21 protein-coding genes are annotated in these 18,934 nt (G+C 63.3%); 9 read left to right on the top strand and 12 right to left on the bottom strand.

What is annotated here, in order from left to right:
• The first annotated feature begins 387 nt into the window (after positions 1-387).
• Positions 388-1,794: a TadE/TadG family type IV pilus assembly protein gene (locus ASC80_RS05000; RefSeq protein ID WP_056293419.1), complete on the top strand. Its 1,407-nt coding sequence runs from the start codon at positions 388-390 to the stop codon at positions 1,792-1,794.
• A 94-nt stretch (positions 1,795-1,888) separates the two neighbouring features.
• Here the strand turns inward: ASC80_RS05000 and ASC80_RS04995 are convergent, their stop codons facing one another.
• Positions 1,889-2,230, bottom strand: a complete 342-nt coding sequence (locus ASC80_RS04995) for a phasin family protein (RefSeq protein ID WP_056293417.1) — start codon at positions 2,228-2,230, stop codon at positions 1,889-1,891.
• Between the two features lie 395 nt (positions 2,231-2,625).
• On the opposite strand from ASC80_RS04995, the gene ASC80_RS04990 reads away from it, so the two are divergent.
• Positions 2,626-4,491, top strand: coding sequence for a D-alanyl-D-alanine carboxypeptidase (locus tag ASC80_RS04990; RefSeq protein ID WP_056293415.1), 1,866 nt, complete (start codon positions 2,626-2,628; stop codon positions 4,489-4,491).
• Between the two features lie 231 nt (positions 4,492-4,722).
• On the opposite strand, the gene ASC80_RS04985 is transcribed toward ASC80_RS04990, so the two are convergent.
• The 3 genes from ASC80_RS04985 to ASC80_RS04975 all read right to left on the bottom strand — a co-directional run bounded on the left by ASC80_RS04985 (position 4,723) and on the right by ASC80_RS04975 (position 7,441).
• Positions 4,723-5,457: a DnaJ domain-containing protein gene (locus ASC80_RS04985; protein ID WP_056295622.1), complete on the bottom strand. Its 735-nt coding sequence runs from the start codon at positions 5,455-5,457 to the stop codon at positions 4,723-4,725.
• Between the two features lie 141 nt (positions 5,458-5,598).
• Entirely contained in the window at positions 5,599-6,351 is a 753-nt protein-coding gene (locus ASC80_RS04980) for a vWA domain-containing protein (RefSeq protein WP_056293414.1), read from the bottom strand.
• A gap of 244 nt (positions 6,352-6,595) precedes the next feature.
• Complete coding sequence (locus ASC80_RS04975; RefSeq protein WP_056293413.1) at positions 6,596-7,441, bottom strand: alpha/beta fold hydrolase; 846 nt, start codon at positions 7,439-7,441, stop codon at positions 6,596-6,598.
• A gap of 424 nt (positions 7,442-7,865) precedes the next feature.
• On the opposite strand from ASC80_RS04975, the gene panC reads away from it, so the two are divergent.
• The gene (gene panC, locus ASC80_RS04970; RefSeq protein WP_056293412.1) at positions 7,866-8,717 is read left to right on the top strand and encodes a pantoate--beta-alanine ligase; all 852 of its coding nucleotides are present in this window, start codon (positions 7,866-7,868) and stop codon (positions 8,715-8,717) included.
• Positions 8,718-8,723: 6 nt separating this feature from the next.
• On the opposite strand, the gene ASC80_RS04965 is transcribed toward panC, so the two are convergent.
• The 4 genes from ASC80_RS04965 to ASC80_RS04950 all read right to left on the bottom strand — a co-directional run bounded on the left by ASC80_RS04965 (position 8,724) and on the right by ASC80_RS04950 (position 11,543).
• Positions 8,724-9,161, bottom strand: coding sequence for a DUF1489 family protein (locus ASC80_RS04965; protein WP_056293411.1), 438 nt, complete (start codon positions 9,159-9,161; stop codon positions 8,724-8,726).
• A 70-nt stretch (positions 9,162-9,231) separates the two neighbouring features.
• Positions 9,232-10,227 (bottom strand): hypothetical protein, encoded by a 996-nt coding sequence (locus ASC80_RS04960; RefSeq protein WP_244487185.1) that lies wholly within the window; start codon positions 10,225-10,227, stop codon positions 9,232-9,234.
• Between the two features lie 54 nt (positions 10,228-10,281).
• Positions 10,282-10,473: a hypothetical protein gene (locus ASC80_RS04955; RefSeq protein ID WP_056293409.1), complete on the bottom strand. Its 192-nt coding sequence runs from the start codon at positions 10,471-10,473 to the stop codon at positions 10,282-10,284.
• Positions 10,474-10,895: 422 nt separating this feature from the next.
• The gene (locus tag ASC80_RS04950; RefSeq protein WP_056293406.1) at positions 10,896-11,543 is read right to left on the bottom strand and encodes a glutathione S-transferase family protein; all 648 of its coding nucleotides are present in this window, start codon (positions 11,541-11,543) and stop codon (positions 10,896-10,898) included.
• Between the two features lie 135 nt (positions 11,544-11,678).
• Between ASC80_RS04950 and ASC80_RS04945 the strand changes: the two genes are divergently transcribed.
• The 4 genes from ASC80_RS04945 (at position 11,679) to ASC80_RS04930 (ending at position 13,582) form a co-directional block, all read left to right on the top strand.
• Positions 11,679-12,377, top strand: coding sequence for a DUF599 domain-containing protein (locus tag ASC80_RS04945; RefSeq protein WP_056293401.1), 699 nt, complete (start codon positions 11,679-11,681; stop codon positions 12,375-12,377).
• Between the two features lie 43 nt (positions 12,378-12,420).
• Positions 12,421-12,699, top strand: coding sequence for a DUF3253 domain-containing protein (locus tag ASC80_RS04940; protein ID WP_056295618.1), 279 nt, complete (start codon positions 12,421-12,423; stop codon positions 12,697-12,699).
• A gap of 181 nt (positions 12,700-12,880) precedes the next feature.
• The gene (locus ASC80_RS04935) at positions 12,881-13,243 is read left to right on the top strand and encodes a hypothetical protein (RefSeq protein WP_056293397.1); all 363 of its coding nucleotides are present in this window, start codon (positions 12,881-12,883) and stop codon (positions 13,241-13,243) included.
• A gap of 108 nt (positions 13,244-13,351) precedes the next feature.
• A complete protein-coding gene (locus tag ASC80_RS04930; RefSeq protein WP_056293394.1) occupies positions 13,352-13,582 on the top strand; it encodes a hypothetical protein in 231 nt (76 codons plus the stop codon).
• Between the two features lie 268 nt (positions 13,583-13,850).
• Here ASC80_RS04930 and ASC80_RS04925 read toward each other — a convergent pair whose 3' ends face one another.
• From ASC80_RS04925 to ASC80_RS04915, 3 genes are all read right to left on the bottom strand, one after another.
• Positions 13,851-14,657 (bottom strand): YdcF family protein, encoded by an 807-nt coding sequence (locus tag ASC80_RS04925; RefSeq protein WP_056293391.1) that lies wholly within the window; start codon positions 14,655-14,657, stop codon positions 13,851-13,853.
• Between the two features lie 34 nt (positions 14,658-14,691).
• Complete coding sequence (locus ASC80_RS04920; RefSeq protein WP_056293388.1) at positions 14,692-15,510, bottom strand: aldo/keto reductase; 819 nt, start codon at positions 15,508-15,510, stop codon at positions 14,692-14,694.
• Positions 15,511-15,633: 123 nt separating this feature from the next.
• Positions 15,634-15,951, bottom strand: coding sequence for a helix-turn-helix domain-containing protein (locus ASC80_RS04915; RefSeq protein WP_056293385.1), 318 nt, complete (start codon positions 15,949-15,951; stop codon positions 15,634-15,636).
• A 218-nt stretch (positions 15,952-16,169) separates the two neighbouring features.
• Between ASC80_RS04915 and ASC80_RS04910 the strand changes: the two genes are divergently transcribed.
• Together ASC80_RS04910 and ASC80_RS04905 are read left to right on the top strand one after the other, a co-directional pair.
• Positions 16,170-16,931 (top strand): polysaccharide deacetylase family protein, encoded by a 762-nt coding sequence (locus tag ASC80_RS04910; RefSeq protein WP_056293382.1) that lies wholly within the window; start codon positions 16,170-16,172, stop codon positions 16,929-16,931.
• Positions 16,932-17,022: 91 nt separating this feature from the next.
• Entirely contained in the window at positions 17,023-18,132 is a 1,110-nt protein-coding gene (locus ASC80_RS04905) for a polysaccharide deacetylase family protein (RefSeq protein WP_056293379.1), read from the top strand.
• A gap of 9 nt (positions 18,133-18,141) precedes the next feature.
• Here ASC80_RS04905 and ASC80_RS04900 read toward each other — a convergent pair whose 3' ends face one another.
• Positions 18,142-18,519: a rhodanese-like domain-containing protein gene (locus ASC80_RS04900; RefSeq protein WP_056293377.1), complete on the bottom strand. Its 378-nt coding sequence runs from the start codon at positions 18,517-18,519 to the stop codon at positions 18,142-18,144.
• Positions 18,520-18,934: the final 415 nt, after the last annotated feature.

Below are 18,934 nucleotides of genomic sequence, written 5' to 3'. Positions count from 1 at the left end.
GGCCGAGGCCGTCGAATCTTCATTGAGACTACCGCCAGAAACCGGTCCAAAACAGCGCCCTCAAGTGGCATTTTACCTAGATTATCCGCAAACTTTACCGCCCCTTCACAGCGGCTCTCCTATCAACGTCACCAGATGAACGCCTGTTTTCTGGTGACAGCCATGACGATTGCCTCGACATTTGCCCGGTTGCGCGGGTCGCTCCGCACCGTGGATTCGTTAAAATTTGACGGAACCGGACAACACTCCATTGACCATCGGACAAGGACCCGGGGTCCGGCCGAAGCCTCTTCCTGCGGTGTACCCGTTATTCATCGCCGCATTTTACTACCTCTTCACGCCTCAAGCCTACGTGACGTGCCAGAACCACTTTTGCCTGGTGACGTTATGAACGCTCCATTACTTTTCAAATATGCCCGCACAACGGCGTCGCGGTTCCGCCACGCCGACAGCGGCAACGTCGCGGTTTTCTTCGCGATCGCCATTCTGCCGATGCTCGCCCTCGTCGGCGCGGCCATCGATTATGCCCGGGTCAACAACGCCCGTACCGCATTGCAAACTGCTCTCGATACGGCGGCGCTGATGGTCTCCAAAGATGCCGCCGCCGGCACGCTGAGCGACGACAAGATCACGGAAAAAGCGCAGGCGTACTTCAAGGCACTCTACAATCACCCGGAAGCGCCGGTCGGCCCGATCGAGGCGAAATTCACCCCCAACACCGGCAAGGGCGCAACCATCCTGCTGACCGGCGGCGGATCGATGCAGACCGACTTCATGAGGGTCGCAGGCTTTCCGACTATCAAATTCGGCAGCAACAGCACGACAACTTGGGGCAATACCAAGCTACGCGTCGCGATCGCGCTCGACATTACCGGCTCGATGGACAGCGCCGGCAAGCTCGAGGCGATGAAGATAGCGGCTATCAAACTCGTCAACACGCTGAAGGAATCGGCGAAGACCGCAGACGATGTCTACATCTCAATCATTCCGTTCAACGTGATGGTCAATGTCGGCTCCGCAGGCGGCATTATCGGATCCAACAAAATCGCGGACTACAAGAATTGGCTCGACTGGGACACCACTTACGGCAGTTGTAATAAATCGAAGAGCACCAGAAGCGCGTGCATCGCTGCTGGCGGCAAGTGGACGGCCAACAGCGACCTTAAGAACTGGAAGGGCTGTGTGTGGGATCGCGCACAGGACTACGACACCACCAAAACTGCGCCAGATTCAAGCATTGCAGCGACACTCGTCCCCGCGAAGGAGTACGTAGACAATCGGGGTAACAACGTCTGTGGCTCATCGATCTTGCCGATGACGCCGGCCTACGGTTCGACCGAGCCTGACGACTCGCGCGACGACGCGACGCTGAAAGGCAAGATCAACAACCTCGTTGCCAACGGCAACACCAACCAGTCGATCGGGATGTTCTGGGCATGGATGTCGCTTCAGAAAGGTGATCCACTGAACACGCCTGCCAAGGATTCCAATTATATCTATACCGACGCGATCATCCTGCTGTCCGACGGCGAGAACACCCAGAACCGCTGGTATAAGTCGGCATGGCAGATCGATGCGCGGCAGAAAACTCTCTGCGACAACATCAAGGACATCAAGAACGGCAAGACTTCGATCTATACGATCCAGGTCAACACCGACGGCGATCCTGAATCCGCTGTTCTCAAATACTGCGCCGATGAAGGCTCGTTCTTCCCGACGTCGACCGCCGATGGAATTGGCGCGGCTTTCACCCAGATCGGCGCATCGTTGCTGAAGCTGCGGATCGCGAAGTAAACAAAGCACGCCACGTCCCGCACGTGCGGCGCAGACAAATAAAAAGCCCGGCCGAAAGGCCGGGCTTTTCGCATCTCATCTGGAAGCCGAAAATTTAGTGCGTCGTCGAAGGGGTCAGCTTGGAGACCAGGCCTTCGAAAGGCTTATAAGTCTGCTTGGCGAGATCCGAATAGAGTTCGCCGATCTTCTGCGACTCGGCGACGAACGTCTCGTAGGCCGACTTCGCGAATTCCGTCTGCGCTTCGATCGCCTTATCGAACGACTTCACGCCCGAGAGCTTCTCGACGTAGGATTTGGTATCCTCGAAGGACTTCTTCGAGTAGTCGCCGTAGGCAGCAGCGATCGCCTGAAGACCGTTCGAGAAGGTCTTGGCTGAAGCCACTGCGGCTTCGAACTGCTCTTTGCTTTGCTGCTGGAAGTCTTCAACTTTGAACATGCGTAATCCTTCTCCAAACCGTATTAATTTACCGCCGAAAGGTACCGCGGTTCCCTGACCAGCCACATAATGCGGCATCGCACAATGACAGTCAAGAATCTTGTGCGTCGCACAATTTTCACAAATTGGAGCCAAAGACAATTGGTTGTGGAAACGGTTGCTTAACCCTTTGGAAACCGCAGCGACTTACCGTGGCAGCTTGCGCCGACCTGACTCCTGTGGTGGAAAAAAGCCGCATCCGACCAGCCTCTTAGCCGGATGCCGACCACCCCGGGCAGACTGGTCGACACGCGCACTTCACGAGCGGACGACCCGGCCCGAGAAATCGGCTGCGCGCCGACCAAAATTTAGCCTCAGAACGGGGCGACGTGTCTGGGAACTGGACGAGGAAGTTCATGATCGGTGTCAAACTCGCGTCCAGCCGGACCGCCCGCTGCCTTCTCCTCGGTCTCGCAACCGTTTCGATCGCCGTTCTCATCACCACCGATAGCGCCGACGCGCGCCGGCGTCATTCCAAGCACCGTCATCACCACGTCCAGCGCAGCACCTACAATCCGCCGTTCGCATCGCTGATCGTTGATGCCAATTCCGGCGCCACTTTGCAGGCGACCAACGCCGACGCCATCCGTCACCCCGCGTCGCTGACCAAGGTCATGACGCTCTACATGCTGTTCGACCGTCTCGAGAGCGGCAAGATAACTTTGGATTCCACGATGGAAGTGTCCGCGCATGCGGCAGCGCAGGCGCCGACCAAGCTCGGCCTGCGGCCCGGTCAGACCATCCGCGTTGAGGATGCCATCAAGGGCATGGTGACACGCTCGGCGAACGATGCCGCCGTGGTCGTCGCCGAAGCGCTCGGTGGCAGCGAGGAGGAGTTCTGCAAGATGATGACGCGCAGGGCGCGCGCGCTGGGCATGAGCAAGACGACCTACGTCAACGCATCGGGCCTTCCCGATGACGATCAGGTCACCACCGCGCGCGATCAGGCCCTGCTCGGCCGCGCGATCCAGGATCGCTTCCCGCGCTATTATCGCTACTTCGCGACCAAGGCCTTCACCTTCCGCGGCCGCGTCATTCGCGGCCACAACCGGTTGCTCGGCAGCGTCGACGGCGTCGATGGCATCAAGACCGGGTACACCCGCTCGTCCGGCTTCAACCTCCTCACCTCGATCAAGCGCGGCAATCGTTACCTGATCGGCGTCGTGCTCGGCGGCCGCAGCGGCGCATCGCGCGACGCCACCATGCGCAAGCTGCTGGCGGAAAACCTCGACGAAGGCGCGACCCGCCGCACCGTCGCCGTCATCACTGAACGCAACGCGCCCAGGGATGTCGCCGAAGCAAGCGCTCGCGAGGATTCCGCCGCCAAATCGCGCGTGAAGCCCGAGCCCGCTCCGATGGTTCAGGTCCAGGGCGCGGTGCAACTCGCGTCCGCCGTGCCTGATCCGGTGCCAGTGCCTGCCCCGCGTGCCCCGACCGCGCCAACCCAGCCGCAGGTTGAAGAGAAGCCCGCTCCCGCACCTCTCACCAGCGGGGTGATTTCATCGCCGATCTCGATTGTACCCGGCTCCGAGGAGCCGATGACGCCGGTCCGCGTCAAGACCGTTCACGTCCGCATGGGCGGTACCAAAGTCGCGGCCGCGGCACCGGCGCCGCATGCCACCACCGGCGCACTTCCCGCGCGTACGCCCGAACCGGTCGAGAAGCCGCGGGTCGAACCGGTTCGCACCGGCGCAGCTGGACCGCAGGTCAGATTCCCTGCGCCGCTGCCCATCGCGATTTCCCATCAGAGTCCCGGCCTTGGTCAGGGCACGGTCGGTCCGGCCCCCACCCAGCCGCTGGCACCGCCGCGCACGACTCTCGCCTATGCCGATCCCAATCGCGGCGCGCCGCCCAGCACCCTCGGCGCACAGGCCCGGGCACTTGAAGTCCCGGCACAGGAACAGGCAGCCCAAGCGCCCGCCCCCGCGACCGAAACCATCCAGCACAACGGCGCGATTAAGGCGACCGCGCGCAGCGGCTGGATCATTCAGGTCGGCGCGCTGGAGAGCGAACGCGAAGCCCGCCAGCGTCTCGAGACGGCCCGCGAAACCGCCCAGAAGCTGCTCGGCAGCGCCGATCCGTTCACCGAAACCGTGACAGTCGCCAAGGGCCGCAAGACGCTGTACCGCGCACGCTTTGCCGGCCTCAATCAGGACTCGGCGGAAGCCGCCTGCCGCAAGCTGAAGCGCTCCGACATCAGCTGCATCACGATCCGCAACTGATCCTCACCTCACTGTGCGACAAAGCCCGCGAAGTCCTGCTTCGCGAGCTTTGTCGTTGATGAGGCGAGTTCGACCGCGCCGGCCATGCCCGGCGCATGACAACTCTTTCTCAAGGTTTGGTCTCTAAAACCTTAAATCTCAATCGATCACGCCGGCCAACGGCGGACGACCACGGGGCATCGGACAGAACGAAAGGAAGCCGCTCGCACGGTAGCGTTGTGTTGCGTGGAGTTAGCTGCGATGCGTGCGAAGCAAAGTATCCTTGGCCTCGTTCACCCGGGCCGCGAGGTACGTCGACCCCCCCTGATCGGGATGCAGTTTCTTCATCAGGGAGCGATGCGCCCGGCTGATCTCGTCGCGGGTCGCCCCGCTCTGCAGGCCAAGGATCTGGTAAGCCTCCTCCGGCGTCATTTTGCCGCTCGGCGCCGCGCCTCGATCCTCGCGGAACCCTCCTGCCGTTGCGTCATGCGCGTCTTGACGCCAGGCGGGAAACCGGCGGTCAAGATAACTTTCAAGAAGGGCCCAGCTCTCGCCGTCGAAGCCTCGCGCCAGCGCAAGAAGCTCGTCGAGCGTGAACTCGTCGAGTACGCGCCCCGCTTCGGGGCCGGCCGTCAGACGCCCCTCAAGCGCACCGGTGTCATGGTCCAGCGTCATTTCTACAAATTTGGACCGTACCTGGGACTGCTGCCCGTTTGATTTGCGGCTGTTGCCGCCCCAGTTGCCGAACGCCGCGCCGAGCTTGGCGCCGAACGGCGACCAGCCGAGTAGCCCCGCGCCAAAAATCGCAATCGGGACCGCCACTGCGATCTCGCCGCGCGCGCCGATGAAGGCGGCGAACGCCAGCGCCAGCACCCCGCCGCCGCTCCTGATGATGCGGGCGAGGAACTTCGGATCGGCGCCCTTGATGATGTTCAGGGCCGCATAGATCAGCACGACAGCGATGATGCCAGCGATCAGTGTAGGCATGGTCCGGGCGGCTTTCGTTTCCGTGGTGCGGCCTGTCGCCGCTCCACCACATCTATGATGTTCCGGCACCTTGGTAAGCACGAATGACCGCCGTGCGGCAACACGCCGGAGCGGAACGGTGCTGTGCTGGCGGGATGAATCCTATCTCAACTGCGTCAGCAGCGCATGCGCGCCGGGAACGCTCTTCGACAGCCGCACCAGCGCCTCGCGCCCGCCCGCAGCATAGGCTGCGACCGCGCGCAGCAATTCGCGCAGCTGCGCCGCGGCGCCCGGATCGAACCGGCACCATGCCCCGCCCGACAGCCGCGCGATCTCGCGGAACGCACTCTCCGCCACCGGATCGTGCCCTTCCTGGAACAGGAAGCACGGCACCTTCAGCAGGCCGAGTTCGCCGGCCTTGGCGCACAAATCGTCAACATCCTCTTCCATGGCATCGCCGACGAACACCAGCGCACGGACGCCCTCTTTCACCGCCTCACGCCGGGTCTCGGACAGCACACGCGAAATCTGCGTATGACCGCCCTGCACCTCGATCTTGCTCATGAGACGCGCGAGCTTCGCGGTATCGGAAATCCATCCGGTGGCGCGACATTCATTGAGCCCCCGGAAATAGACCAGACGTACGTCGAGCCCGCCGATACTCCCGGCCTCGCGAAACATGTCGGCCTGAAGCTGACACGCCATGTCCCAGGTCGGCTGGCGGCTCATGGTAGCGTCGAGCGCGAACACCAGCCGTCCGCTCTTGCCGCCGGCCGTCGCCGCCATCGCGCGCGCCTTGGCGACGAAGGCGGAGATGTCCGAAGTCGACGACGGCTGGGCGTCCGGCATGGATCCGCGCTCGCCCGCCACAGGCGCTTTCACAGGAGATTTTGGAGCGGTCGGATCGCGGGACATGTCAAACTCGCCGTGCAGATTGATCTTATGTGGAGTGATCGTTGCACTGGGTCAATCGCTGGCCAACTTTGCGGCGCGCCGATGCCGCCTGTTCGCTAGCACCTGTGCAGCAGCTGAACCGGCGGATGGACCTGAGATCATTGCGCCAGCCAACGCGCATAATGCCTCCGTGGATCGGACGACCCACGACAGGGAAGCATCGGCCATTTGCGAAAAATCAGCGCGCAGGGACTTCGCGCAGCAATCAGTTCACAGGCGCCATCTGGGCAACCGGCCCGGGCTTCGGCACCTTGATGGCGTCGGTGTTCACCGGCTTGAGCGTGCTGTCGTCGCTCAGGAACTTGTTGAGCGTGTTCTGGATGCTTTCCTTGACCTTCTCAGGCCCGCGGTCGCTCATATCGGTGTGCTGGTAGCCGGTCTGCACAACCGTGATCCCGGACTGCTCGCACTGGTCGTCGTCAGGCACCACGCCCGGATCGGCCTTGAAGTTCGGATCCTTCGAACGGAACGACAAAATCTTGAACCTGCCGTCGGTCATGAACGGCACGCGCAGGTTGTCGAGCGTCACCAGCTTCTTCACCTCGTCAGGGTGCAGCTTTGCGAAATACATCGCGATGTCACCGCCGTTGGAATGGCCGACCATGGTCAGGTGGCCGTAGTCAGCGTGGGGCTGAATCTTCTTCATTTGCGCGATCGCGAACTCGATGTTGGCGATACCACGCTCGTAAACCGGCAGACGGCCGACGTACAATTCGCCGACCTTGGTCACGAGCGGCGCGTCGCGCGGCAGATCGTGCTGAATGCTGATAGCCATGTAGCCGCGCGCAGCAAGCACGTTCGCGAGGAACGAGTACTCGGTGTATTTGACGGTGTTGCCGTGATTAACGATCGCGACCGGCAGCGTCAGCATCCCGGCATTCGCCTGCATTTCCTTGTCGCGGCGAATGGCGATATCGACATCAACCGGACGATCGCGCGTCGCATCGTAGAACGACAGCGTCTCGTGACGGATCAGCCATTTGCTCGCAGTAAAGTAGCCGGTCACAGCGACCGCGCATACCGCAAGCAGGATAATCAGTCCGCGTTTCATGTCGTCTCCGACAGGTTGTCCGGCGTGATCGTTCACGCCTTTAATTCAAGTGTTTTAGAATCCTTCCGCCTTGTCCAGCGAGTTCATCACACCTGTGTGACGAAACATATATAATTCCCGAAATTGTGACCGAAAGCCCCCATTTGCGTTGTGCAGCGCAGCAACACACCGAATTCGGTCTAAACCCAACACATTGAAGTTGCTGATAGTTAGTAACCAATGCCGGACCGGCCGGAAGGTTCCCGTCAACAGTCGCTGGCGGCGGAACTTGCCGGGGCAATTGATCAGAAAAACGGCACCGCATGACCGTTTTCGAGCGCCAATCTTTGGCTGAAGCAGCCTGCCGATCTGGCAAATCCGTCGGTCCGTTTGATATGGTCCGGCCGATTCCGCACCTCCCATTCCCCAGACATACCGAGACCCCATGGCCCGATCTCCCGGCATCGCCCGTACGCTCCCGTCCCTGCGTCGCGCCCGCGATGAACTCGCCAGGCGCAACGCAACCATAGCGCTGGTGCCGACGATGGGTGCGCTCCACGACGGCCATATCGCGCTCGTCCGCCTCGCCAAACGGCGGGCGAAAAAAGTGGTGGTCTCGATCTTCGTCAATCCGACGCAATTCGCCGCGCACGAGGATCTCGGCTCCTATCCACGGACATGGAAGCAGGACATCGCCAAGCTTGCGGCTGAAGGGGTCGACCTCGTATGGAACCCGGACGTCGCGACGATGTATCCGGACGGCTTCTCGACCCGCGTCGCACCGGCCGGTCCTGCCACCGCCGGACTGGAGGATCGCTTCCGTCCGCATTTCTTCGGCGGCGTCGCCACCGTCGTGACCAAACTGTTCACGCAAGTTCGGCCCGATTTCGCGATGTTCGGCGAGAAGGACTATCAGCAGTTCAAGGTCGTCACGCGGATGGCGCGCGACCTCGACCTCGGCGTGAAAGTCGTCGGCGCGCCGATCGTGCGCGAACGCGACGGCCTCGCGATGTCATCGCGCAACGTCTACCTGTCGCCCGATCAACGGCGCGCGGCACCGACATTGTTTCGTGCGATGAAGGAAGCCGCGAAACATATTCGCGCCGGTGACGACGTGAAGACAGCCCTCGCCGATAGCGCGACGATGATCGAAAACGCCGGCTTCGTGCTCGACTATCTCGAGGCGCGGCAGGCCGAAACGCTGGCGCCGATCGCGTCGCTGAAGGATGGCCCCGTCCGCCTGCTGGTCGCCGCCAAAATCGGCACCACGCGGCTGATCGACAACATCAAGGTCTGACGGACGCTAGAGCAGTCCGAGTTCTCGCAGTTCCTTGCGCAGCGGCTCCGGCATCTTCGCGATGCTTTCCGCAGCCTTGCCGAGATCCGGTGGCGCGCTTTTCGGATCGAGATAGCGCCAGCCCTGGAACGGCCGCATCGGACGCGGCGACACCGGGATAAGTTTCGGCTGCATCACCAGACGGCATCGTCCAATGCCGTCCTTGTCGCGGAACGGTTCGATGGCGAGCAGCTTCTCGCGCGCGGCGATCTCGCCCTTGATCACCCAGTAGATCGAACCACCGTCGAGCAGTTCCTCGTCGCGCTTCGGAGTCATGCGGGTGATGTGGATATGCCGGCCCGGAAGGCCCTTCTGCTTGGCCTGACGAACGCGCTCGGCGATCCACCCCTTCAAGTCCTTTACGGACTCGGCGCCGACGCTGAGCTTGACGAGATGAAGTGGCATGTTCGACGACCGCTGGCGCGTGAGACGCGGCGTGCATTCGCAACATCACGCGCGAGTTGAGTGAGAGCGATCAGTTATCCTTGTCCTGCACCGGCGGCGCAAGCACAACGGGCGCACTGGGACGCGATTTCTGTGCAGAGTGTTTCTCGGTCTGCTTTCGGGCTGCCGGCGGCGGCGCGCGACGCTGCGTCGTGGCCGTCGTGTCCGGCTTTTCCGCAGTGGCGTGAGCCGGAGCGCTCGGCGCAGCCGGTTCCGGCGTCATGATGTTGATCGGCGGAATCGACGCAGCACTCGGAAAATCACCGGACACCGGCTTTCCGGTCGGAACATTGGGCGCGCCCGGCACTGCCGCCGCAGCGGCCGTGGCTGCGATCCCGGCAATCGGCGAACCGGCTTCCGCCGTGTGCGCAACGCCCCACAGCGGTGCGTAACGGGCAATGATGCCGTCGTAGGTTTTCGCGCTCATATTGTTCGCGATCGGCGCGGTGTTGGCCAGCGAACGGAAGAATGCGCAGTTCGACAGCGTGCAGCCATCCCGCACCGTCAGCACATGCGCGATCATTCCGAAGCGGTCGCGCTCCACCGCACGGCGCAAGGCCTGCAATTCCGGGGTAATCGCAGTGTTGGCTGCGGCGAACGTGCCGTATTTCTGAAGCTTGGTGATCTGGGCGGCGGAATACGACACCGCGGCGGCGGTTGAATCCGCGGACGCGAACAACGCCTTTTCGCAGGCGACCTCGACGCTTTCACCCGCCAGCCCGTCGAGACACGACAATGCAGGCAGCGAGGCTGCGAGTTGTCCGGGTGTCGGCAAGGCGCTGGCCTGATTGTTCGCGCCGGCGCTCGACGAGTCGCGCATCATCGCGGTGACGGCAATGCCGATGGCAAGAAGCGTGATGACGGTGAGCGCGCCGTTCGCAAGCGAGCGATCGGCGCGGAACACCGTGATCACGAATATGACCGCGAAAAATCCGGCGGCGATGAGAGTCAGCCACATCGGAAAGTTCGGCGACTGCCAAAAGTGTTCCAGCGAAGATGCCAGGGTCTGGTCGATCGGCTGGTTCATTCGTGATGTCCTCAGGCCGCACCAGATAGATCACGCCGTTGCGGCGCGCAGCTCTCACGACGCGGCGAGCTGGCTTTCCTTGGCAACCCGCTCGAAAGCTTCAGTCGAATTCTTGATCCGGTATTGGCAATCGTCGCCATCGGTCGGGAGAAGACGGATCACCTCGTAGGTGCCACTGGCTGCGGGACGGGCCACGTTGCTGGCGGTGAAATAGACAGTCTCTCCAACTATATACTTGTGCTTCAACACACTGCTCCATTACGCGGTAGCGGAAGGTATAGGCCCGCCGGGGGCCCATGGCGGGGCGGTGGCGGGGCGGCTGAATGTCGGAGATAATGTATACCACCGCGAGGCCGTTTTGGCCAGTCAAACCCGCACATGGCAAATGTGCAAATTTTTCATATTTTTCAGCGTGATAGCGGTGTTTTGGCCTGCTCCGAATGGAACTTTTTGTGTCGATTTCGTGGTGCAGCGCCGCAATCCGGATAATCCACCCGGAAAGACGAAAATACTCATCAGGAACAATAGCCTAATCAGAGTTCTCCGCGAACGGAATCACAGCGCCCCGGCAAGCCGCGGGGCCGGCGCGACCGGCCTCCAACAGGGCGATCGGTAATGTGCTTGCTGTGACCGTTCTGTGACGGAGCGCGATGCGCCCGTCAGGCGTCCTAGAAACGGTCGATCACCAGCGTTTCGGCCAGCGCCGCCTCGGTCCACTCGGCAAACGCCGGGTTGGCCAACATGGTTTCCATGTAGGTGCGCACCGGCGGCCGCACCTCGATGGCATAGAGGCGGAAGCGATGGACGACCGGCGCGAACATCGCATCTGCGCCGCTGAACGCGCCGAACAGATACGGCCCCTGCTGGCCGTAACGCTCACGGCACTCGGTCCAGATCTGCTGGATGCGCGTGATGTTGGCCTGCGCGTCGTCCGACAACGCCTTGGCCTGCACCGGGCGATGGATGTTCATGCCGCATTCGGTGCGAAGAGCGACGAAGCCCGAATGCATCTCCGCCGAGATCGAACGCGCATGCGCCCGCGCGGCAATATCCTTCGGCCACAGGCCTGCATCGGGAAATTTCTCGGCGAGATATTCGATGATCGCCAGTGAATCCCACACGGTGATGTCGCCGTCGATCAGCGCCGGCACCTTGCCCGACTGGGTGAAGCCGAGAATCCGTTTCTTGTCGGCGTCGCCGGTGTAGAGCGGAATCAACACCTCGTTGAACGGAATGCCCGCGCCTTTCAGCGCCATCCATGGCCGCATCGACCACGACGAATAGTTCTTGTTGCCGATCACCAGCGTCAGCGTCATCGCGAGTCTCCGTGAGAAGCCGCCATCCTGACACAGGCCACGCGCAAGGATCAACGTCCCGGCTGCTGCTCTCTCCGTTGCCGCGCTCACCGCATCGTGGCAGCATCCGGATCCTCGCATCAACCGAAGTGCACCATGGCCCCCTTCACCGTTCCCGACATCCTCGCTGTGAGCTTCTTCGTTCTGGCGTGGGCGGCTTACGCCTTCCTGCTCGAGCGCAGCCGCTATGGCAGCGACAGCCTCAGCGCGCGCATGAACATCTACCGCGAGGTGTGGATGCGACGGATGCTCGATCGCGAGATCCGCATCGTCGACACCCAGATCATGGCGTCGCTGCAGAACGGCACCGCCTTCTTCGCCTCCACCACCCTGCTCGCGGTCGGCGGAACCCTGACCCTGCTGCGCTCCACCGATGAGGCGATGTCGGTGCTGGCGACGCTGCCGCTCGGCATCCGCAACACCCCGGCGATGTGGGAGTTCAAGTGCATCGGGCTGACGTTGATCTTCGTCTACGCGTTCTTCAAGTTCGCCTGGGCCTATCGCCTGTTCAACTACGTCGCGATCCTGCTCGGCGCGATGCCATCCCACCATAAAAGCGACACCCCGGAAGCACAGGCGCAGGTGATGCGCCTGACGCGCGTGTTCCAGTCCGCCGGCCGTCATTTCAACCGCGGCCAGCGCGGGTTCTTTTTCGCGCTCGGCTATCTCGGCTGGTTCATCAGCCCATGGATCCTGTTCGCATCGACAGCCGCCGTCGTGATCGTACTGGCGCGCCGCCAGTTCCGTTCGGCGGCATGGCGCGCGCTGGCCCGATCGGAATCACCCGGGCCATAACCTTCGCTTGCCCGCCGCGCCCGAGTAGGTCATGGCATGGGCCATGCCCAAAACCGATTCGAAGACCTCTTCCGCCGACCTGCCGCTCGACGATGCGATCCTTGCCGTGCTGGCGCGTGCCGGCGGCAAGACCCTGAGCGCGCCGGAGATCGCGCATGGCATCGCCACCGAGGGTGACTGGCATGGCTTGCTGATGCCGATCCGCCGAACCGCGGTGGCGCTGGCGCAGGCCGGACGCCTCGTGATCTATCGCAAGGGCAAGCCGGCCGACCCCAGTGATTTTCGCGGCGTCTATCGTCTCGGCCTGCCGCGCCACGATTGAACAGATCCCCTCATCCTGAGGAGCATCGCGCGGCGATGCGTCTCGAAGGAACAGGCCTCCCGGGTGCGGCAAACTGTGCCGGAGGACCAATCAGCGCCGCAAAGGCGTGAACCTATCGGGCCCGCGAACGTTAGACCTTCACGGCAGAGATGAATCTTGCTGGAAGGTCCACGAAAATCTCATGAAAAAACCTGTCGAATCTGACGCCGGCAAAACGCCCGCAGCCTCCGTGATCAGCTTTAGTGCCGCCGACGAGCTGCGCGACTCCATCGCGGACTGGGCCGACCGTCAAACCGATACGCCGACGCTCTCCACTGCCGCACGCCGTCTGGTGGAAATCGCGCTTGCCGATGCGACGGTGGGGCGGCCACAGGCCGATGAGAATTCAACGACAGCCAGAGACCTCGCCGCGGCCCAGATCGACCGGCTCAGTGATGAAAATGCGCCCGCCGCGGAACAAGCGGTCCGCAAACGCCGTCTGCTCAAGGGTCCCAGCGAATTTCGCGACGAACGCGTCGATCGGCCGAAGAAGCAAAATCGCTGAATATCCCGAACTCTGCTCGTGTGACCTTGTATTCGGACACCGACTCGCCATCTGCTCTGGGAATACCACGCGACACCGCGTCCCGATCTCCCACCGAAGGCAACAACCTTGAAGAAGCCGGTCCTTTCAATCGACGAGCCGCAACCGCGCGCGGCTCCAGTGCGTGCAGACATTCCGCCGACCGATGGCTTCGTGCTGACGGTGGATGGCCACTTCAAGACCAAGTACGAGACGGCGAAAGCTGCCGAAGAGGCCGGCCACGCCCTGAAAGCGAAATTCGACCGGATTCAGGTTCAGATTTACGACGCCGCCACCGGAACGCGCACTCCGCTGAGTTAAAGCACGGCGCTCCGTCTCGGCTCGCCTCGCCTCCTCATCCCGCGGAGCGCGCCCCGCTTGCGGAGAGAGGTGAAGTTGCCGCCTCCTTGCCGTCTATTCAATGTCGTCCCCGCGAAGGCGGAGACCCAGGACGACGTGCCCCGGATGCGGTGCGGCGTCCTTCATGCCGCTCCGCTGATCCGGGGCCGTTCCACACTCTGCATATGCGACGATCCCGGGTCTGCAGCGCAACGTGAAGAACGCTGCGCTGCGCCCGGGACACTGCGATTTATGATTTGGCCTTCGGCCCCGGAAACAGTTCGCTGCTGCGCCCGGTGAGCCAGTAGGCGACGAGCCCGATCCATTCATGCATGGCGACGTCGGTGCGGCCGAGACCCCAGCTCAGAGTCTCGAACGGAGTCGCCGCATCGATCCATCCGCGCGAATGCCAGTCCACCGGATAAGCCTCGACCTCGAAACCGGCGGCGCGGAACGAGCCGATGGCGCGGGGCATGTGCCCGGCGGATGTCACCAGCAACCATAACTCACCCGGCTTCGGATCGACGAGGCTGCGGGTGAAGGCGGCGTTCTCGAAGGTGGTGCGCGAACGATCCTCGACAATGAGGCGACCGCGCGCAATCCCGAGGTCTTCAAGCACCGGCACGGCGAACTGCGCTTCCGGCAGCGACCGGTCGATCAGATTGCCGCTGCCGCCGGTGAACACGATTTTCGCCGAGGGAAAGCGGCGCGCGAGATCCGCCGTCGCCGTCAGCCGGTCCACCGCCGTGTTCAACTCCGGCGTGCCGCGCGCGGCGGAGACTTCGGGATTGATCGCGCCGCCGAGCACGATCACGCCAGTCGGCGTCCGCCCATTGTCCTGCCATGCCGGAAACCGCTCCGACAGCGCCAGCGTCATCACCTCGCCGAGCGGCGAATACCCCACCACCAGCGCCAGTACGATACCGACGGCCATCACCCTCACCGCACAGGCGCGCCATCGCGTCGCCAGCAGCAGCACGCCGGCAAGGCAGATCAGGCCGATGACATTGGACGGCGTGGTGACAAAGCCCAACACCTTGGACAGGACAAAGAACATCAGAAACTCATGCAGGCGAGAGGATGAGGCAGGATCAATCCCACTTCGGCGCGAAGCCGTAATCGACGATCCGGCCCTTGGGGTGGGCCATGGCAGATATCGCAGCCATGTCGTCCTCGGCCAGCACGAAATCGAACACGCCGATGTTTTCTGATAGCCGCTCGACCTTGGTGGTGCGGGGAATCGCGATCACGTTCTGCTGGACCAGCCAGCGCAGGCAGACCTGCGCCGGGGTCTTGCCGTAGGCGGCGCCGATGCGGTTGAGCGTCTCGTCGGTCTTCACCCGCCCCTTGGCCACCGGACTGTAGGCAACCAGCGCCATGCCGTTGTCGCGGCACGCCTCCAGCACCTTGGTCTGGTCGAGCCATGGATGATATTCGACCTGATCGCACGCCAGCGGTTCTGGACACTTCGCCACCGCTTCGGCAATCAGCGCCACGGTGAAATTCGACACGCCGATATTGCGCGCGTGACCCTGCTGCTTCATCCGCGCCAGCGCGCCCAGCGTCTCCGCCAGCGGCACCTGCGGGTTGGGCCAGTGCAGCAACAGCAGGTCGACATGGTTGAGCCGCAGCCGCGCCAGGCTTTCCTTGGTCGAGCGTTCGAGATCGAGCGGCGCGAAATGCGTGGTCCAGACCTTGGTGGTGATGAACACCTCGTCGCGCGGAACGCCCGAGGCGCGCACGCCGTCACCGACCTCGCGCTCGTTGTCGTACATCTGCGCGGTGTCGATATGCCGGTAGCCGAGTTTCAGCGCCTGCTCGACGACGCGCGTGCAATCGCGGCCGCGCAATTCCCATGTCCCCAGCCCGATCGCCGGAATCCGCGCGCCATTGGCCTCGACGACATCCATGACGTCTCCCGATTGGTGTTTTGACGCGCTTTCGTCACGCGAAACGGCACCCACTCGCTCGAAAACGCGATGCGGCCGACACTGCAACCGGAGCAGGTTCGGACGCCGACAATATGGCGTGCCTCAGCCGGGCCGTGCGCGGCCGGCCAGGGCCGCGAAGACCGTGTCCGGGGCATGGGCAATGACCGCGAGCAGCGCCTGCGCCGGTCCGCGCGGCGTCCGTTTGCCCTGCTCCCAATTGCGAATGGTCTCCAGCGGCACGCCGAGCCGGGTTGCGAACTCGGCCTGGGTCAACCTGGCGCGCATCCGCAGGTCGCGGACCGCCGGCGTCGCCGGGCGTGGTCCGGAAACGGCTTCGGGGTGTTCGGGCACAAGCGGGGCTTCTTCGCCGTTTTTCAGTTCGACGATCCGTCCGTCCGCCTTCAGCCGCAAGCGCTGCATGTCCGCCTCCGGAAAATGGTATCTGGATGGTCGGCCCGTTATGGTTAAGGGGCGGTTAATGAGGCTGCCGCGCCCCTGCCTTCATCCTGAGGAGCAGAAAGCGCCCATGTTGCGGAAAATTGCGAAATTGCGGACCTCCGCCCGCAAATTCCGCACGCGACACCGCCGCGCCCGGTGCTAAATGTCGGGCGCGCGGACAACCGCGCCCGGACAGGCTCATGACCCCGCTGAAACTTCTGCCCCTCGTTCTCGCCGTTTCGCTCACCGCCACGGCGCAGGCCGCGCCCTGCCCCCGGCCGGACGCGCTCGGCACCGCGCGCACCCTCGCGGTCGATGCGAAAACCTATCCGTCGGTCGGGCTCAAGAGCTTTCCGCAAACCCTGCCGCTGGCCGACAAGGAAGTGGTGCTGACCTTTGACGACGGTCCGTCGCCGCCGTTCACCAACCGCGTGCTCGCGGCGCTGTCCGACCAGTGCGTGCAGGCGACGTTCTTCCTGGTCGGGCGCACCGTGGCTGCCAACGCCGCGCTGGTGCGCCGGATCGCGGCCGAGGGCCACAGCGTCGGCATCCACACATGGTCGCACCAGATGCTCGACACCCTCCCCCCGGCCAGGGCGCAGCAGGAGATCGACCGCGGCATCGCGGCCGTGCAGGCCGTGCTGGGATCGAACACCGCGCCGTTTTTCCGCTTTCCGTTTTTCGCCTCGACCCCGGCGCTGCTCGATTACGTCCACAGCCGCGGCTACAGCGTGTTCGGCGCCGATCTATGGGCCAGCGACTGGAACAAGATGACGCCGGAGGTTCAGCTCAAGCTCTTGACCGAGCGGCTCGCCTTCGCCCGCAAAGGCATCATCCTGCTGCACGATCCCCGGCAGCAGACCGCCGCAATGCTGCCTGCCTTTCTGCGCTATCTGAAAGCCAACGGCTACAAGGTGGTGCATGTGATTCCATCGCAGGCTAGAACCCTCGCGACTCATTGAACCGGAGTCCGGACCGCGCGACTGACCTCTTAAGGCCACGTTCATCGCGCGGGCTTACATTTCGACGGGACTGATTTTGAAACCGCACGCCATGCCTTCCGTTTCGACCTCCCTGTGCCGCGCGGCGGCGGTTGCCGCCTGCGCCATCGTGCTTGCTGCCAGCAACGCGCGCGCGGAGAGCTGCGCCAATCCGAACGCGCTCGGCACCTCGCGCACGCTGGTGGTCGATCCCGCCGAACATCGCCTGATCGGCTCGATGCAATATCCGGAGACGCTGCCGCTCAGGGATCATGAGGTGGTGCTGACCTTCGACGACGGCCCGCTGCCGAAGCACACCAAGCCGATCCTCGCGACGCTCGCGGCCGAATGCGTCAAGGCGACGTTCTTCATCGTCGGCCAGATGGCGACCGCCTATCCCGAAACGCTGCGCGAGGTGTACGCAGCCGGCCACACCATCGGCACCCACACCCAGCACCATCCGCTGGGCATGAACAAGATGCCGCTCGACAAGGCCGAGGCCGAAATCGCCGACGGTATTACCAGCACCGCCGCTGCACTCGGCAATCCCGCCGAAGTCGCGCCGTTCGTGCGGATTCCCGGACTGCGGCGCTCGCCCGCGATCGAAGGCTATCTGGCGTCGAAGGGGCTGATGGCGTGGAGCGCCGATTTCCCCGCCGACGACTGGCACCACATCTCGTCCGCCAAGGTGGTGCAGACCGCGCTGACCCGGCTCGAAGCCAAAGGCCGCGGCGTTCTTCTGCTGCACGACATCCAGCAGCGCACCCAGGACGCGCTGCCGGTGATCCTGCGCGAACTGAAAGCGCGCGGCTATCGCATCGTCCATGTCGTTCCGGCGACGGCGAAGCGGCCGAAGACGCCGACGCAACCGTGGCAATGGCATATCAGCCCAAGCGATCCGTCACTGATCTCCGCCGCGCCGGAGGCGATGCGGTTCGTGTTCACGCCACCGAAGGCGCATCCGTCGGCGGTCGCCAAGGTCAATGCGGTGTCGGCGGTGTCGTCGTCGGCGCGGCGCGGCAAGACTCATGCGCGCAGCGACATGATCTGGCTGGCGCGAACCGGCGCGGCGCGCCCGGACGCCGCCGCGCGGTTGCTGTCGCCGGTGCCGGTCGCTTTCCAGCTTTCAGGCCAGCAACGGCGCACGCACACCGCATCCGGCGATACGCTGTCGCGGCGATAGGCTTGCTCCTTAGCCCTTCTCGACCTCGCCGCCGGCATCGACCCAGCCCTTGAAGCCGCCGAGATTCCGCACGTCGGAATAGCCCATCTCCTTCAACGTCTTGCCGACAAGCGCTGAACGGCCGCCTGAAGCGCAATAGGCCACGACCGTCCTGGCGCTAGCGAACGCGGCGTCATGCATCGCCGATGCCGGATCGGCGCGAAACTCGACGAGGCCGCGCGGCACGGCGAGCGCACCGGGGATTTTCCCGGACGCCGCGACTTCGCTCGGTTCCCGCACATCGAGAAACAGCACATCGGCCCGGCCGACCAGCGCTTTGGCATCGTCGGGGCTTATGCGCGGCACCTCGGCTTCCGCGTCGGCCATCATCGACTTCACGGTTTTCATTCTGTCGTTCCTCCGGTTTGTTAGATGCGCGGCAGACTATCGCGAGTCTGGAACCCGAACCAACCAAATCGCCCTGACCACGCGTGGTCCCGTGACGCAGCAGAAGAACGAAAAATGTCGGGCGCATAGCATGGGATGTCATGGCCGGACTTGTTCCGGCCATCTCGCTTAGGCGAGCATAGTGCGTCCCTAATCGGGGTCACCGGGACAAGCCCGGTGACGACATTGATATGATGGAGCGCCTCCCAGCGCTTCTCAACAACGGAACAGACCCGATCATAACATCACCGCATCGCTGCGCTGTGCGCGTGCCTGCCGTGTGCCACAGCCGGACCATGGTACTGCCGGATTTGGCGACGAACCTCCGCCGATGTTCGCGCGGCCGTTCCGGCGCGCCGATGAAGGAGATCGACGC

The sequence above is a fragment of the Afipia sp. Root123D2 genome, assembly GCF_001425835.1.
Lineage (GTDB): Bacteria > Pseudomonadota > Alphaproteobacteria > Rhizobiales > Xanthobacteraceae > Afipia.
The sequence above is the reverse complement of the archived record's forward strand: the minus strand, read 5'-3'. Positions and strand labels throughout refer to the sequence as shown.